Genomic DNA, 15,447 nt, shown 5'->3' on the forward strand with positions numbered 1-15,447 from the left:
CTTGCTCTTCGCTGTGCTTATCTCAACGGTCAACTTTCAATTTGATGTATTTGCCAAAGTGAGATGCACCCGATTGATACTATCGTAGCATATTATTCGGCGTCAACCTTGTGAACCTTGTGAATACTGTTAATATATTAAGAATAAAGAATTTGTTCGTCTCGTCATCCACCCGCTCACTGCTCAATGCTTATAGCATATGAGGTTGCAAGCGGGTGGAATCCTCATCTCACCGCGTATGAACATCCCACACTAATCGAAGCGATCTAGTGTGGGGTTTCCCGTCTGTCTAGCTAACTAAATCATGAACAATCAGACATCAAAACAACACTCTTCTCAAGATGAGTCACCGCCTACTATTAACTATTGGCACGTTTGGACGGATCAAGAGGGAGTCAGCCATCAATCCCGTCGTCAAATTCAGGATTTTAAACTCAAAAGCATTGCACCGCCAGCATCTCCTCAGTGGTTAGGGCAGGTAAAGCAGGAAGGTGGCACCTTCAGCTTCACCGTCATGCCTGTAGGCTGGATTGGAACCTGGCATGAAAACCCTAAGCCCCAGTGGATTATTCCTTTGTCGGGACGCTGGTTTGTAGAAACGATGGATGGGCAACGGGTAGAAATGGGTGCGGGTGAAATTTCGTTTGGCGCAGATCAGAATACGAGGGAAGACGCACAGGGACATAAAGGGCACCTTTCAGGAACGGTTGGCAATGAACCCGCCGTTTTGGTCATCGTGCAATTTGAAGAAACTCCATTGATCGCCTAATCCCTGCAATTCTGCTAACAAAAGTGACCAAATACAGCACTTCCGGCTCTGAGGAAGCACAGTTTTATTCATCCCTTTCCTGTCCAAACTTTCGATACTGTTTGCGTACCTCATTGCAGCCGGAAGTGCTGTATTACCAATTACGCTGTAAATTAGTGATAATACCTCTTTAGATTGATAGACATTGTGATAGTTTGATTTTAAATATGGTAGCAGTTCGCTGCCAATATGTAGGGTGAAAAATTCATGTTAACTTCCGGGCCGATTACCGCTCCCGTTCCCGTTTTTCTACTTCTTTTAGCAATCATGCTACTCGCGCCGCTGTTATTTGAGCGCTTGCGACTGCCGGGAATAGTCGGTTTAATCATTGCTGGCGTAATTGTCGGGCCAAACGGTCTTAATTTGCTGCAACGGGACGCTACTATTGTTTTGTTAGGTACAGTAGGATTGCTGTTTTTGATGTTCCTAGCGGGACTGGAAACTAGCCTCGACGACCTCAAACTCAATGCGGACAAAGCTGTCATATTTGGGCTGGCTACTTTTTCGCTACCGATGATATTGGGGACAGGAGCGATGCTGCTGTTGGGATATAGCTGGCTGGCTGCAATTTTAGTCGCTTCTTGTTTCGCTACGCACACACTTTTAGCCCTGCCAATTCTCACCAAATTGGGATTGATGCGAACTCAGACTATTACTACGACTTTGGGGGGGACTTTAATTACAAATGTGTTGGGACTGTTGGTGCTGGCAATTGTTGTCAAAGCTTACAAAGGAAATCTAACTCTAGATTTTTGGCTGGTTCTCATTCCATCTCTGGCTATCTACACTTTTGCTACTTTGTGGGGAGTTCCCAAAATCGGTCGCTGGTTTTTTAAGAAATTTGGACATGACGAGAATGCCGAATTTATATTTGTATTGGCTACCCTATTTCTAGTTTCTTACGCAGCAGAACTCATTGAAATTGAGGCAATTATTGGTGCATTTTTATCGGGAATTGCCATAACTCAAATTATTCCCAAAATGAGTCCGCTGATGAATCGGATTGAGTTTATTGGCAATACGCTGTTTGTGCCATTTTTTCTGATTTCTGTGGGGATGTTAATTGACCCGCTAATTTTGGTAAAGCAGCCGCAGTCTTTGTTGGTGGCGGCCGTGATGATTTTAGCAGAGGTGGTGAGCAAGTTTTTGGCAGCTTGGATACCGGGGAAATTATTTCGTTTTGAGTTTCCGAACATTATGGTAATGTTCGGTCTTTCTGTTGCTCAAGCTGCTTCTACTTTGGCGGCGATTACGGTTGCTTTTGACATTAAATTGGTCGATCGCGTCACGGTGAATGGCATCATTGCCATGATTTTAGTAACTTGTGTCGCTTCTCCTTGGATTGTATCTCGGTGGGGTCAAGAAATGCAGCAGCCGGGGTCGAGTTTGCCGATTCCTACTGCGGGAAAGCATTCATGGGGAGAGCGAGTTTTAGTGCCTGTTGCTAATCCGAATACAGAAGATAATTTGCTGCGTTTGGCTTTGATTTTAGCAAAAACATCTCAGGGAACTTTGCTGCCACTGCATATTTTGTCCGATCGGGGGGAAGCAATTTCGCCCGCAGATAAAATGCAGCAAACTCAACTTTTGACGGCTGCGGAAACTGTGGCTAATGCGGCTGCTTGTGCGGTTGAACCGATCGCGAGGATAGATGATGCGATCGATCGTGGAATCCTGCGGAGTGCAACCGAACGCGAGGCTAGTTTAATAGTTTGCGGTTGGAAGGGATTTTCCACGACTCGCGACAATTTTTTTGGCAGCATCATTGACAATGTGGTAAGGCGATCGCCCGTACCCGTACTGATTGCTCGATTTCCCGATCCTCTCCAGAATACAGCCAGAGTTATTTTGGCGGTAACTGACAGCGAGTTGACTCGGTTTGGATTTCAGGAAACCGTGGATATTGCTAAGAGTTTAGCCGAGGAACTCAAGGCGAGTTTGCAAGTGTTGTTGGTGGCGACAAAACGGGAACAAAGCAACCAAAGTGCGGCGGAGGTGGAAATTCTCTCTGAGATACCAGTAAATCGGGTGCGGGGAAATTTTATCAAGCTAGTTTCGCAGAATTTGTTAGAACACGATTTGCTGATTTTAACAACAATTTCTCAGCAACAGAATTTGTGGGAAAAACCGGGAACTCTCAAGGAACCTGAAGCCATCGCCCGGACTCACCAAAATATTTCGATGCTTGTTGTTTATTTTCCTGTATCTTGAGGAATATTTTAACCGCAGATTACGTTAGGAATCTGCCCTCATCTGCGGTTAATATTTTAGGACTAAAGCCAACTGGCAAATTAAACAAAGGTATAGCCTTTCTCAGGAACATGAGGTGCTCTAGGGTATAGGGCATAGGGCATAGGGCATGAGGCTCTCCTCACTTTATTGAGAACTGCTATATGTAGTTGCGCTCGACTCGCTCTTTTCCTAACTAAGAGCGGACAAGCGCAACTACATACCTAAACTTTAAGCTTTATTTGTGACAATTGTATAAGTCTTATATTTAATCCTAATCCAACGGAATTGCTATAAAAAAATCCGCACCTTTGTGCGGTTCGGAAAAACACTAGATCGCTCTTTTGACTCGCGAAGTTTGTATTTTTTGGAAGGTCGATTAAAAAATCCTTCAACGGATCATCATTAGCACCCGCACAAGAAGTGCACTTAGGTACGCAATGTGCGATCGGCAAGTAAATATGCGTAGAGGCCTTGCCGATCGCACCCCGATGGAGGCAGTTTCTCGGAATCTAGGACAATTTCTCGGTATCTGGGAGAATTTTGAGAATATGGTGATCTATCCTATCTAGTTCAATAAAGTAAAAATGAGCATCAGACCCAATTTCAGATGGTTTTCTTCAGTGGCGAGTGTTTTGGGTTCGATTTCGATTAATCCTTTCAGCGGCGCGACATCCTCTGCAAAAGCGGCAGAAACGGTTGTTGTCCGCAAAGGTATTTTAGAATCGTCAATATCGGTTGCGGATTTGCGCGAACTCGCAGAAACAGGAAAAGTCCCGCCCAAACTGCAAGCTTATGCCAATCTCATGTCTGAGGAACAGCGCAGTAAAATCTTTCGGGCGTTGCAAGCGAAAATTCCCCTAAATGTAGTCGGCCTGAGCAACTTGCTAAATACGGGCATCGGCACTGCCATCCTGACGGATTTGACTACAGTGATACCCAGGCGCGACGGTGGGGGTGTGGAAGCGCTGCGAGCGGCTCTGCAGCAGGGAGCCAAAGCGCCGGAAGGCATATCGATATTGAGTTTCATAGAATCTTATCCGAGCTCGCGAGTCGTGGTGGATCTCGATCGAGCTTTCGCAGTTTTGGGAAATATGAACGCAAGTTTTTGGCAAACTCAGCGCTTTATGGCGGCGATCGCACCTCAGTTAGCACCGGTTACACCCGCGTTTAACCTGCCTTTCGATCCAACCCAGCCAGGCCCTAATTTCGTGCAGGTACGGGCGCTAGATTTGAACGATAGCGCCCGCAATCGGCGTATTCAAGTTGATGTGTATTGGTCGAAAGCTGCGACAGCCGACAAACCGACGATCGTCTTTTCTCACGGGTTGGGTTCCGTCCGCACGGATTTGCGCTACTTAGCCGAGCATTTGGCATCTCACGGCTATGTAGTAGCAGCTTTAGAACATCCGGGCAGCAATGAAACGAATACCAATGCTGCGATGGCGGGGAAGTGTCCCTTGTTAGCTCCTCAAGAGTTTTTAGATCGTCCCAAAGACATCAGTTTTGTACTCGACGAACTGACAAAATTGAACGAAACTGATGATAATTTGCAGGGGAAAATCGCGATCGACCGATCGTTAATAATTGGCTATTCCTTTGGCGGCGCTACAGCCTTGTCCTTGGCCGGCGCCGAACTGCAATTGAGCGGACTCAAACAGCGGTGTCAGGGGGATTTGATAGGGTTCAGCTTGGGCGAAGGCATTCAGTGCGCGGCGGCCGGATTGCCCGAAGAACGGTATCAATTGCGGGATGCGAGGATTAAAAGGGCGATCGCCATGAATCCGATCACATCATTACTATTTGGAGAAACTGGTTTAAGTGCAATTCAAATTCCTACCTTAATAGTAGCATCTTCTGCCGACAAAACAACTCCCGCCTTAGCCGAACAAATTGCCGGCTTTCCGAAAATTCCATCTCCTAAATGGCTAGTTGGTTTTGTAGGAGGAACCCACTTAAGCGTCAAAGATCCCAGTACAACTTTAGACCAAGTTCGCAGACCGAGCACAGGAATTACTGGCGATGAACTTGTCGGCGACCAAGCTGTTAGCATACGCAATTATATTAAAGCTGTAAGTTTGGCTACCGCCGCTCAACTGACTGCTGAAGCTGACAAATATGCAGTTTTTCTAACACCAGACTACGCGCAATTTGCTTCAACATCGGCAATCCCGGTGCGGCTAGTAACAGAAATTTCCCCGGAAATCAATGCAGTAGTGCAAACTTTTATTCAAGGGAATAAGTAGTGATTAATCATTAGTCGTTAATCATTAGTCATTAGTCATTAGTCATCAGCTAATAACTAATGATAAAGACTTGTAGTAATATCAAATAAGGTGACATGGAAATTATACTTGAGTGCGAGCCGGACGGTCGCTCCTGAGAGTGCGGAGCCACACGGGAAGCTCCCACTGCACTCGGAAAATTATGATTCCGATGTCAGCGGAAACGAGATTACGACTAGCAGCCTTTCCTTTTGTATGCGCGGTAGCTTAGCCCCCAGGGTGTATTTTCTTCTTAAGCTGTTCTGATATATTTTGTGCGTGGAAGGGCAAAATATAACCAAGCGCTTTCACAAACTCTACTCCCAAACTGCGATGCCTAAAAAAAATCTTATTCCGCTATTGCTTCTGCTGGCAGCCCTGTTTACCCTTTACGGTGACACTTTAACTTTTCTCCCCAAACCTGTAAGAGATACTAGCGTGGCAAGTCGAAAGTTTTTCGTGGGGTTGTGGCCGAATTGGTTGAGGCCGAGAGATTTCAACGAGAAAAGGGAACAGGATATTGAAAAATTGCAAAAAAGCCCTAGTCCCAGTAGGTAGTTTTGAGCTACCAGCGAGCAACCCGATTTCTTTAATAATACCTAGCCATTTTCTTGTAGGTTGAGTTAAGCCAAGCACAACCAAACATGAAGACTTGAGATTGTAGATTTTAGATTTTTCCTCCAATCTCAAATCGATTAAACTTGAGATTTTAGATTTTCCTCAAAGCAGTAAGGTGTGCATTGCACACCCTACAGATAGAGGTTATGCGTCCAGGAATATTTTAGATTAGTCCTCCATCTAAAAATCTAAAATCTAAAATCTAAAATTGATTAGGCGTGCTTTTTCAACCAGCTAAACATAGCTCGCAAATCTTTACCAACTTCTTCAATAGGATGTTCTGCTTCCTGACGGCGCATGGAGGTAAAACCTGGTTTGCCGGCTTGGTTTTCGAGAACGAATTCGCGGGCAAATTGACCCGATTGAATTTCGCTGAGAATTTTACGCATTTCGGCGCGGGTTTGATCCGTGACTATGCGGGGGCCGCGAGTTAAATCGCCGTATTCTGCGGTATTGGAGATGCTGTCGCGCATTTTGGCGAGGCCTCCTTCTACTACTAAGTCAACGATAAGTTTAACTTCGTGCAAACATTCAAAATAAGCTAATTCCGGTTGGTATCCGGCGTCAACTAAAGTTTCAAATCCAGCTTTAATTAAAGCGCTCAAACCGCCGCACAAAACTACTTGTTCGCCAAAAAGATCCGTTTCTGTTTCTTCGCGGAAAGTGGTTTCCAGGATGCCGGCTCTGGTGCCGCCAATACCTTTAGCATAGGCCATTGCCCGATCGCGCGCTTGACCGGAAGCATCTTGATATACTGCAAACAAACTCGGAACACCTTCCCCTTGTTCGTAAGTCCGGCGCACCAAGTGTCCGGGGCCTTTGGGGGCAACCATTACTACGTCTACATTGGCAGGGGGAACAACTTGGCCGAAGTGAATGTTAAAACCGTGAGCAAATGCTAAAACATTTCCTTCAGAAAGGTTCGGTTCGATTTGTTCTTTGTAAATAGTTTTTTGAACTTCATCGGGCAATAAAATCATGATGAAGTCAGCAGCGGCGGCTGCTTTGTCTACCGGGTGAACTGTTAAACCCGCGTCGGTTGCTTTGGCTGCAGATTTGCTACCGGGATACAAACCGACAACGACATTCATGCCACTGTCTTTGAGGTTGAGGGCGTGGGCGTGTCCTTGGGAACCGTAGCCGATGATAGCAATCGTTTTGTTGGCTAAGAGGTCTAGGTTCGCGTCGGTGTCGTAATACATACGGGCCATAATCCTTGTCTCCTGAGATGCAAATTGGGTGATTGACTGCAAAACTCTCATTTTATCAAAGTAGGGTGCTTTTTTTGCAGAAATTTTTCAGATTAAGATTTGGGCGAGGGAAAATAAAGGGCGATCGCGCTGAATTTCGCAGGGTTGGTCGCCGAGTCTGCGATCGTCAAATATAATTGTTAATAGCGTGCTGTGCATTTGAAAAAACCTCACATCTTGCACGATTCTCAAGAACAGGCTTTCCGGCCTGTTCCACAAGAAAATTCACTCTTTGTGGAACAGGCCGGAAAGCCTGTTCATAAAAAGCTTATTGAGAATGGTGCAACATCTCAGAAAAACGCAAATAACTAACTTTTTTCAGATGAAAATAAAAGCAATACATCATGTGGCGATTATTTGCTCGGACTACGAAGCGTCGAAGAAATTTTATGTAGAAGTCTTAGGATGTTCCATTATCAAAGAAACTTTCCGAACCGAGAGGAATTCTTACAAACTAGATTTGCAAATCGGCAACGGCGACACCATCGAACTTTTCTCATTTCCCCATCCTCCTGAAAGAGTTAACAATCCTGAAGCTTGCGGTTTGAGACATTTAGCTTTTGCAGTTGAGGACATAGAAGCATCAGTTGCTTACTTAAAATCCCAACAAGTAGAAGTAGAAAAAATTCGCCTTGACGAGATTACAGAAAAAAGGTTTACATTTTTTAGAGATCCGGACAATTTACCGTTAGAAATCTATGAAATTTAAGGAGTTTGTCTATTTTTTCAAGCCGTTATTAAGTCAAGCATTCCGTAGTGCCGACTACACAAATTGCATCATTCATTTCCAATCTAAAATCTAAAATATCCAATTGTATAATGGACAGATTAATCAGAAACACAATCACCATCGGATTGCCGACTTTAATGCTATTTCTCGCCATAGGAGCTACAGGTAAAACAGGTGACGCAGCCGTTTTTTCTGGTTTGGTCAAAGTAGGCGGTTCTTTTGGTATGCTGATCGGTTTAGGTGTGTTGGTAGTGGTAGGATTGGTTGCCAATTCTGTTAGTTATTTTGTGGTAGATAGCTTGCTGCTGAGGTTTTATCAAAAGCGGCGAGAGTTGGAACAGCCAGAACAACTGGTAATAAAAATTGATAAATTGCCGATTACCAACGACCTTAAAATCAAGCTCAAATGGGCGGTGATGCACAGCATCCCGAACAAAAAGTTTAGCTTGAAGCACGTAATTTTAAAATGGTTTATTATCGCAGCAACTGTAAATGCCGTATTGTCAATAGTCGGTTATTTGGGAGAATTAAACATTTTTTTTGAATTGAGTTCTCATTTTAAACTACAATATCTGCTGGTTGGTTTCTCTACTTTTATATTCTTCGCTCTCGTGCGCTCAAGAAAAATAGGGTTGCTGGTGAGCGCATTTTGCATTATCATTAATTTGGCGGAAATTGTTCCTTGGTATTTCCCAGGGTCAGCCTTTGTAGGACCGACTCCCGGACAACATCTGCGGATTTTGCATTCAAATGTTTTAACAAGTAATCGGCGATATTCTGAGGTGATATCCCTGGTAAAAGCAGAACAACCCGATATCGCGGTTTTTGTCGAAGTCAGCACAGTTTGGGCGAAGGAGTTAGCCGTTTTAAGCGAAATGTTTCCTTACTCTTGCCACTACCAACAATCTGAGAGATTTGGCAGTTCCATCTACAGCAAGCTGCCTTTAAAAAATCCCTCTGTTAAACCCTTTTCAAACCGAAGAAAGAGCTTGTTTGCAGAGGTTGAATTTCAAGGTAAAATCATTTCTCTGATTCTTGCTCATCCGACTGTGCCGATCAAACAGCAGAGTTTGATCGAGCGCAATCGACAGCTAGCAGGCATCGGCCAGTATGCAGCCCAAGTAAAAAATCCGCTAATTGTGGTTGGAGATTTCAATACCACAATGTGGTCGCCGTTCTACAAAAATATGGTCAAAACCGGAAATTTGCGAAATGCGCGATCGGGCTTTGGCATTTTACCGACTTGGCCGACTTTTATGCCGCTGGCTTATATTCCGATCGATCACTTTTTAGTCAGCAAAGAAATTGGTATTTTGAAGATTCGTACTGGCCGCAATGTCGGTTCGGATCATTTGCCGTTAATTACAGATTTGGTGATTTAAAGGCAGGATGCGATCGGCGATAACCTATGCTAATAATCCAAGCTGGCCGCCTGCTAATAATTCACCCTCGAAAAATTAAAGCATCCAGCGAATATGCACCAGGCCCTAAAATCGCGCTCGCAATCAGCATCAAACAGTACATAAAGGCTTTCTCCCAGCTTGGCGGTTCGCCCTTGCCATTTGGTCCTTCATACTGCCCTTGGGGAATTAAATAGGGATCGCTAGCAACAAAAGGCAACCCCTTGGATAAGTCTAAATAAATCGCGAATAGCATAGAACCGAGAATCGGCAGACTCGCTAATAGTGTGAGAAATCCAAGAATCAGACAAACTCCGCCAGCCAACATGGAGGCTGCTGAGAGAAAGCACAGAAACAGCGGCATTTTCAGAGCATCAGACCACTCTCGAAGATGTGTTATTTTTGGGTAGCCGTGCAGCAGGAATAACCCGCCGACACCCACTCTCAGCAATAACAGCGCCCAGCCGGGAAAGCCGACCAGATAGACGGGATTGAGTGAACTGAGCAGTTTGAAACTTAGTTCTGGTAGATGAGGTGAAACTTGAGCGAACAGCAGCGCGATGGCCACGCCCATAGCAAATTTATAAATCATTTTGTCCTTTCCAATCTATTGAGATATTCCAAATTGGACATCATTAAACGTCAAGTACAGATTCGTAAATAGTCGGCTATACAGCCTTTTCCCTTCTACTTATTGCACACCGCGAGTGTTGAGATCGATCGCATACAAAGAGGTGCCAGCCGCAATCAAAAGGCGATCGCGCTGGGTTCCCCCAAAAGTCAGGTTAGCGCAAGTCTCCGGTAGCGGAATTTTGCCCAAGCGAGTACCGTCGGGCGCGTACACCTGCACGCTATCTTTGGAAGTCGTAAAAATATTGCCGTGTTCGTCTGTTCGCAACCCGTCGGGTTCACCAGGATCTATGACTGCGAACACGCGGCCATTGTCCACATCGCGATCGGCTACAACATCATAGGCGCGGATGTGGTGATACCCCTGGGACATATTGAAAGCGGAACTATCCGACACATACAAGATGCTTTCGTCGGGGCTGAAGGCGAGGCCGTTGGGGCGCAACATATCCGTCACCACCGCATCGATCGCACCCGTCGCCGGATCGAAGCGGTACACAAAACATCCAGGCTGTTCCTGTTCGCCGCCGTATCCCTGGTTTGGCTGCGTGAGGCCGTAGGGGGGGTCAGTAAACCAGATCGTGCCGTCACTCTTCACTACCAGGTCATTCGGGCTGTTGAGGCGCTTGCCTTGGTAGCGATCGACTAACACCTGCCATTCGCCGCTGTGTTCGCGCCGGACGATCGCGCGCAAACCCGACGAACACGAGACAAGGCGACCTTCGCGATCGAGGTAATTGCCACTTTGATAGTCGGACGGGTCGCGCAAAACGCTCACTCCCTCACTGGGACTCCAGCGCAGCAAGCGGTTGCCGTGAGCATCGCTCCACACCACGCTATCATCTTCAGGGACATAAACCGGGCCTTCGCTCCAGACTGCACCGCTGGCAACCTTCTGGAGTGAAGCACCAGGACGCAGGAGCGATTTCATGCGATCGTCATAAATATTGATGGTTTCAAGCATTAGTATTTTCTACCATTTTAAAGGTCATTTATATCCTGAAACAATGATTAGTCAAATACAAATCAGTCTTTAGATAGAAATCTCACTTAAGCCATTAGATAGATATTAAAATTTTATCAAGAATGTTAAATTAAGCCAAGCAAAATCTATAAAAAAGTTGTTGTGCTTTGTTAACTAAATAGCAGCCTAGACCTTTTTTAGATATAATCAACATCTAAATTTCTGCTTCTTTAAATCCTTCATACTCTCAATAGGATTAGTGCAATGGCGAACTTGGTCGCAACCCAACCTTTTGCCGCTGTGCCTTCACTGCCAGCCGAAAAATCTGCTGGCAATCTAGAGCTAATAGCGCTATTCGAGGATGCCATGCCGATCGGTGTTGCGGTATCCAAGCAAGGGCGAATTTTCATCAGTTACCCCCGTCTGGTTGACAATGTAGAATTCACCGTTGCGGAACTCAAACAGCCGCGAGAAAAAAACGGCAATCCCGTTCCCTATCCGAATGCAGAAATCCACAAGTTAGATTCAGCTTCGCCCTCAGAACGGTTGCTGTGCGTTCAAGGTATGACCATCGACGCGCGCGATCGCCTTTGGCTGTTAGACCACGCAAAAATTAAACAAAACTCAGTTCCTCCCGGCGGCCCGAAACTGGTGGGAATTGACCTGGATGGCGATCGTATTGTCAAAAAAATTCTCTTTCCCGAATCCGTCGCCTCTGCCAATTCTACCCTCAATGATGTGCGCGTCGATCTGCGCTGGGGAGAAGAAGGAGTTGCATTTATTACCGACTCATCGGAAGAAGGGCCTAACGGCATTGTTGTCGTAGATTTAGCCTCTGGAAAAAGTTGGCGCAAACTCAATGACCATCCTTCAACTAAACCAATTCCAGGCTTTTTGCCAGTAGTTGAAGGTCAACCGATGATGGTGCGCCACGCAGGTAAACCGCCGAAGCACATTCACACTGGTAGCGATGGTATTGCCCTCAGCGGTGACGGTCAAATGCTGTTTTATTGTCCTCTGGCAAGTCGGCACCTTTACAGCGTCAGCATAGAAGCATTAGTTGATCAAAATCTACCTGATGAAGACGTTGCCGCAACAGTCATCGATCGCGGTGAAAAAGGCGCTTCCGGCGGCATGGTTTCCGATGCAAAAAATCGCCTTTATGTGACGAACTACGAAAACAATTCGATTTTGCGCCGCCTCCCCGATGGTACGTGGGAAACAGTCGCACACGATGCGCGAATGCTTTGGCCCAATTGCCTTTTTGTTGCCCAAGATGGCTATCTCTACTTTACTGTAGATCAGTGGAATAGGAACCCCAGCTATCATAATGGGCAAGACTTGCGCGAGAAACCTTACAGCCTATTTCGCATCCAAATTGATGCAGGGCAAGTCTTGCTCGGTCGCAGCTAAAATCACGTTTCTAATTTCAAACTTTACTGTAAAACCACCTGTAAATATCAAGGAGATTGACAATGCCAGACGTTGTAGATACTGCAATCAATGCCGGTACTTTCGCTACTTTAGTAACAGCTCTCAATGTGGCTGGCTTAGCAGAGGGTTTAAAAGCAGAAGGCCCTTTCACCGTCTTTGCACCAACTGATGAAGCGTTTTCTAAATTGCCATCGGGAACTGTAGAAGCTTTGCTGGAAAATATCCCGGCTCTGATTAAAGTTTTAACTTATCATGTCATTCCCGACCAAAAAATCACAGCAGCAGAAATGGGCAAAACTGATTCTGTCACCACCTCAGAAGGTTCAACGCTCAAGATTAATACCTCTGATGGAGTTAAAGTAAACGATGCTAAGGTAATCACGCCCGATGTGGAAGCAGATAACGGTGTAATTCACATCATTGATACTGTTTTGATTCCTGAATCTCTGGGTAAGCTTGAACCAGTGAGCTAAGGTAAAATTATTCTCAAACCAGCACAATTTGGTAAAGACTTGGCAATGGTAAATCCGGCGAACCACTACGATATCATCATTATTGGGACGGGAGCGGGTGGAGGTACGCTCGCTCACCGTCTAGCACCAACTGGTAAAAAGATTTTGGTGCTAGAACGAGGCGACTTTTTGCCCCGGGAAAAAGCAAATTGGAGTGCGCTAGAAGTTTATCAAAAAGAGCGTTACCACACGAATGAGCGCTGGTACGACAGGGAAGGTAAGGAGTTTCGACCCCAGACTGGCTATTGGGTTGGTGGCAATACAAAAGTTTATGGTGCGGCTCTCTTACGACTGCGCGAGCGAGATTTCGATCGCGTAATTCACAAGCAAGGATTTTCTCCAGAATGGCCGCTCAAATACGCAGATTTTGAGCCGTATTACACGCAAGCTGAAGCACTCTATGACGTTCATGGAGCGCGAGGGACCGATCCGACTGAACCGCCGTGCAGCCAACCTTATGCTTATCCTGCTGTCAGTCACGAACCTGATATGCAGGTACTCGCAGATGATATTCGAGAACTTGGCTACAATCCGTTTAATTTGCCGTTAGGATTAAAGCTGAATGAGGGCGATCGCACAAACAGCCCTTGCATTCGCTGCGATACATTTGACGGCTATCCTTGTTTAGTAGGTGCGAAAGCTGATGCGGATGTGAATGCGATTCGTCCTACCCGTGAAATGTATGCCAATCTTACCCTCATAACTAATGCAAAAGTCCTGCGACTGCATACCAGCGAGTCAGGGCGAGAGGTGACAGGGGTAGAAACAGAAATTTTAGGGGAGCGACAGCAGTTTACAGGCGATATTGTGGTGGTTTCCTGCGGTGCGATTAATTCGGCTGTCTTGTTATTGCAATCTGCTAACGAACAGCACCCCAATGGATTAGCAAATAGTTCCGATCAGGTGGGGCGGAATTTGATGAAACATCTGGCAACCGCTCTAGTTTCCATGCACCTAGAAGTGAATCAAGCTAACTTTCAAAAAACCATTGCTGTCAACGATTATTACTGGGGAGAGCCGGATTTTCCTTATCCAATGGGCATGGTACAAAATACGGGCAATGTGTTAGCTGATATGCTGCCGGCTGAGGCTCCGGCGCTGATGGCTCCGCTGGTAAAATTGATTCCTGAATATGAGCGGCATTTGATTGCTGAGCGCTCGGTTGGTTGGTGGTTGCAAACAGAAGATTTGCCAGATCTAAATAATCGCGTGCGGGTGGCGGGCGACAAGATTAACCTCGATTATACGCCGAACAATACCGAAGCAGGCGATCGGCTAATTCACCGCTGGACTTCTGTACTCAAATCCCTCAACCGTTGTTGCGCCAAGCACGTCATTCCCTTTAGCCTGTATCCTCGCGCCCAGATGCCGGTACAATCAGTTGGTCATCAATGCGGCACTTGTCGGTTTGGTACAGACTCCAAAACCTCAGTCCTTGACCTGAATTGCCGCACTCATGATGTTGATAATCTCTATGTTGTGGATGGCAGTTTTTTCCCTTCCAATTCAGGTGTTAACCCGACGCTGACGATTATGGCAAATGCGCTGCGGGTTGGGGATCACCTAGCGCAAAAGCTGAAGTAGCCACGGGCAAATTCGTTGTTCATGGTGATATAACTAACAGTCAATGAAACAAGAGCTTTTCATCGAATCACTCATCAACCTGTTATTGCCTCTGGGCCTGATTTTTGGGCTGGTACTTCTGTTGAGCCTCAATGTTGGAGGAGGGGCGTCAGTAGAAAGTGCAGCTATTCCTTTGGAGTCCTGGCTCAAGCTAATCGTGGGCTATTTGGCAGCAGGAGCAGAAATTGCGGCTGCAATTGTCATTGGCCTGGGTATCATTCGGGGAATTTGGGAGTATCTGCATCAGTTGTTATTCCGTTCGAGATACCATGTAGATGCAACTGAAGGTATTCGTCTGAAACTGGGACGAGTGCTGGCATTGGGGCTGGAATTTACGGTAGCGAGTGATATCCTGCGCACCGCAGTTGCACCAACCCGCCAGGATATTTTGAATTTAGGGGCGATCGTTCTGCTGCGAACGCTGTTGAACTATTTCTTAGAGCGTGAGATCAGGCAGGGAGAGCAGCGCCGTTTCAATGAGAAGAGCGCAATCGCAAAGGAAGCATGAGTGGAAATCGTTCCAGCTTAAAACCAATAGAAGGTGCAAATCGATCCATAAGGCGCAGGTTAACTCTCAAGGGTGAGCTCGCATTGGCCGTAGCACCCACTGCAATTGTGTTGGGCGTATTCGCTTTGGTCGAAGTGCTAAGTCGCCAACGCCTTTTATTTGCCTCCCTTGCTTCTAGTGCGTTTCTAATTTACCTAGATCCCCAGCACGGTACGAACACTATGCGAACGCTGAGCCTTGCTCAAATAATGGCCGCAACAATTGGCTGGATTGCGTACATGATTTTTGGTTCTGGATATCTCTCTGGTGGCATAGCTATGGTGGTGACAATCGTCCTGATGATCCTGCTGGATGTCGTCCATCCCCCTGCCGTCTCTACTTCCCTAAGTTTTGCTTTGAAGCTTAGCGGGTGACAAGGCACCTCTAGTCTAAACAGGACAAAGGTTTGAGAGAATGGTAAGGTAAAAAAATAAGGAG

The 15,447-nt window shown here is 46.1% G+C and carries 13 protein-coding genes; 10 read left to right on the forward strand and 3 right to left on the reverse strand.

The window, feature by feature from the left end; all coding sequences use genetic code 11:
- Positions 1–304: 304 nt before the first annotated feature.
- The 3 genes from QUA40_RS23695 to QUA40_RS23705 all read left to right on the forward strand — a co-directional run bounded on the left by QUA40_RS23695 (position 305) and on the right by QUA40_RS23705 (position 5,283).
- Entirely contained in the window at positions 305–769 is a 465-nt protein-coding gene (locus tag QUA40_RS23695; protein WP_333130428.1) for a cupin domain-containing protein, read from the forward strand.
- Positions 770–1,015: 246 nt separating this feature from the next.
- Positions 1,016–3,019, forward strand: a complete 2,004-nt coding sequence (locus tag QUA40_RS23700) for a cation:proton antiporter domain-containing protein (RefSeq protein WP_333130430.1) — start codon at positions 1,016–1,018, stop codon at positions 3,017–3,019.
- A 605-nt stretch (positions 3,020–3,624) separates the two neighbouring features.
- Positions 3,625–5,283, forward strand: coding sequence for an alpha/beta hydrolase (locus QUA40_RS23705; RefSeq protein WP_333130432.1), 1,659 nt, complete (start codon positions 3,625–3,627; stop codon positions 5,281–5,283).
- A gap of 848 nt (positions 5,284–6,131) precedes the next feature.
- On the opposite strand, the gene ilvC is transcribed toward QUA40_RS23705, so the two are convergent.
- Positions 6,132–7,181 (reverse strand): ketol-acid reductoisomerase, encoded by a 1,050-nt coding sequence (gene ilvC, locus QUA40_RS23710; RefSeq protein WP_333057309.1) that lies wholly within the window; start codon positions 7,179–7,181, stop codon positions 6,132–6,134.
- Between the two features lie 310 nt (positions 7,182–7,491).
- Here ilvC and gloA2 point away from each other — a divergent pair, with 310 nt between their 5' ends.
- Positions 7,492–7,878 carry an SMU1112c/YaeR family gloxylase I-like metalloprotein gene (gene gloA2 / locus QUA40_RS23715; protein WP_333130434.1) on the forward strand — a complete coding sequence of 129 codons (387 nt, stop codon included), beginning with the start codon at positions 7,492–7,494 and terminating at the stop codon, positions 7,876–7,878.
- A gap of 110 nt (positions 7,879–7,988) precedes the next feature.
- Entirely contained in the window at positions 7,989–9,281 is a 1,293-nt protein-coding gene (locus QUA40_RS23720) for an endonuclease/exonuclease/phosphatase family protein (protein ID WP_333130436.1), read from the forward strand.
- Between the two features lie 61 nt (positions 9,282–9,342).
- On the opposite strand, the gene QUA40_RS23725 is transcribed toward QUA40_RS23720, so the two are convergent.
- Both QUA40_RS23725 and QUA40_RS23730 read right to left on the reverse strand, forming a co-directional pair.
- Positions 9,343–9,891, reverse strand: a complete 549-nt coding sequence (locus QUA40_RS23725; RefSeq protein ID WP_333130438.1) for a DoxX family protein — start codon at positions 9,889–9,891, stop codon at positions 9,343–9,345.
- A 99-nt stretch (positions 9,892–9,990) separates the two neighbouring features.
- The gene (locus QUA40_RS23730; RefSeq protein WP_333130440.1) at positions 9,991–10,893 is read right to left on the reverse strand and encodes an SMP-30/gluconolactonase/LRE family protein; all 903 of its coding nucleotides are present in this window, start codon (positions 10,891–10,893) and stop codon (positions 9,991–9,993) included.
- Positions 10,894–11,157: 264 nt separating this feature from the next.
- Here QUA40_RS23730 and QUA40_RS23735 point away from each other — a divergent pair, with 264 nt between their 5' ends.
- The 5 genes from QUA40_RS23735 to QUA40_RS23755 all read left to right on the forward strand — a co-directional run bounded on the left by QUA40_RS23735 (position 11,158) and on the right by QUA40_RS23755 (position 15,383).
- On the forward strand, positions 11,158–12,306 hold the full coding sequence (locus QUA40_RS23735; RefSeq protein WP_333130442.1) for an L-dopachrome tautomerase-related protein: 1,149 nt from the start codon (positions 11,158–11,160) through the stop codon (positions 12,304–12,306).
- 62 nt (positions 12,307–12,368) lie between these two features.
- Positions 12,369–12,800 carry a fasciclin domain-containing protein gene (locus tag QUA40_RS23740; protein WP_333130444.1) on the forward strand — a complete coding sequence of 144 codons (432 nt, stop codon included), beginning with the start codon at positions 12,369–12,371 and terminating at the stop codon, positions 12,798–12,800.
- Between the two features lie 45 nt (positions 12,801–12,845).
- Positions 12,846–14,423 carry a GMC family oxidoreductase gene (locus QUA40_RS23745; RefSeq protein WP_333130446.1) on the forward strand — a complete coding sequence of 526 codons (1,578 nt, stop codon included), beginning with the start codon at positions 12,846–12,848 and terminating at the stop codon, positions 14,421–14,423.
- Positions 14,424–14,466: 43 nt separating this feature from the next.
- Complete coding sequence (locus tag QUA40_RS23750) at positions 14,467–14,970, forward strand: DUF1622 domain-containing protein (RefSeq protein ID WP_333130448.1); 504 nt, start codon at positions 14,467–14,469, stop codon at positions 14,968–14,970.
- A gap of 83 nt (positions 14,971–15,053) precedes the next feature.
- Positions 15,054–15,383 carry an HPP family protein gene (locus QUA40_RS23755; protein ID WP_333130450.1) on the forward strand — a complete coding sequence of 110 codons (330 nt, stop codon included), beginning with the start codon at positions 15,054–15,056 and terminating at the stop codon, positions 15,381–15,383.
- Positions 15,384–15,447: the final 64 nt, after the last annotated feature.

This window comes from Microcoleus sp. Pol11C3, assembly GCF_036701485.1.
Classification (GTDB): domain Bacteria; phylum Cyanobacteriota; class Cyanobacteriia; order Cyanobacteriales; family Microcoleaceae; genus Microcoleus.

What these genes read in the sequence shown, in the direction of transcription:
- QUA40_RS23730 (WP_333130440.1), bottom strand. Translation starts at nt 10,893, where the DNA reads ATGCTTGAAACCATCAATATTTATGACGATCGCATGAAATCGCTCCTG.
- QUA40_RS23745 (WP_333130446.1), top strand. Translation starts at nt 12,846, where the DNA reads ATGGTAAATCCGGCGAACCACTACGATATCATCATTATTGGGACGGGA.
- ilvC (WP_333057309.1), bottom strand. Translation starts at nt 7,181, where the DNA reads ATGAGAGTTTTGCAGTCAATCACCCAATTTGCATCTCAGGAGACAAGG.
- QUA40_RS23740 (WP_333130444.1), top strand. Translation starts at nt 12,369, where the DNA reads ATGCCAGACGTTGTAGATACTGCAATCAATGCCGGTACTTTCGCTACT.
- QUA40_RS23725 (WP_333130438.1), bottom strand. Translation starts at nt 9,891, where the DNA reads ATGATTTATAAATTTGCTATGGGCGTGGCCATCGCGCTGCTGTTCGCT.
- gloA2 (WP_333130434.1), top strand. Translation starts at nt 7,492, where the DNA reads ATGAAAATAAAAGCAATACATCATGTGGCGATTATTTGCTCGGACTAC.
- QUA40_RS23705 (WP_333130432.1), top strand. Translation starts at nt 3,625, where the DNA reads ATGAGCATCAGACCCAATTTCAGATGGTTTTCTTCAGTGGCGAGTGTT.
- QUA40_RS23700 (WP_333130430.1), top strand. Translation starts at nt 1,016, where the DNA reads ATGTTAACTTCCGGGCCGATTACCGCTCCCGTTCCCGTTTTTCTACTT.
- QUA40_RS23735 (WP_333130442.1), top strand. Translation starts at nt 11,158, where the DNA reads ATGGCGAACTTGGTCGCAACCCAACCTTTTGCCGCTGTGCCTTCACTG.
- QUA40_RS23750 (WP_333130448.1), top strand. Translation starts at nt 14,467, where the DNA reads ATGAAACAAGAGCTTTTCATCGAATCACTCATCAACCTGTTATTGCCT.
- QUA40_RS23695 (WP_333130428.1), top strand. Translation starts at nt 305, where the DNA reads ATGAACAATCAGACATCAAAACAACACTCTTCTCAAGATGAGTCACCG.
- QUA40_RS23720 (WP_333130436.1), top strand. Translation starts at nt 7,989, where the DNA reads ATGGACAGATTAATCAGAAACACAATCACCATCGGATTGCCGACTTTA.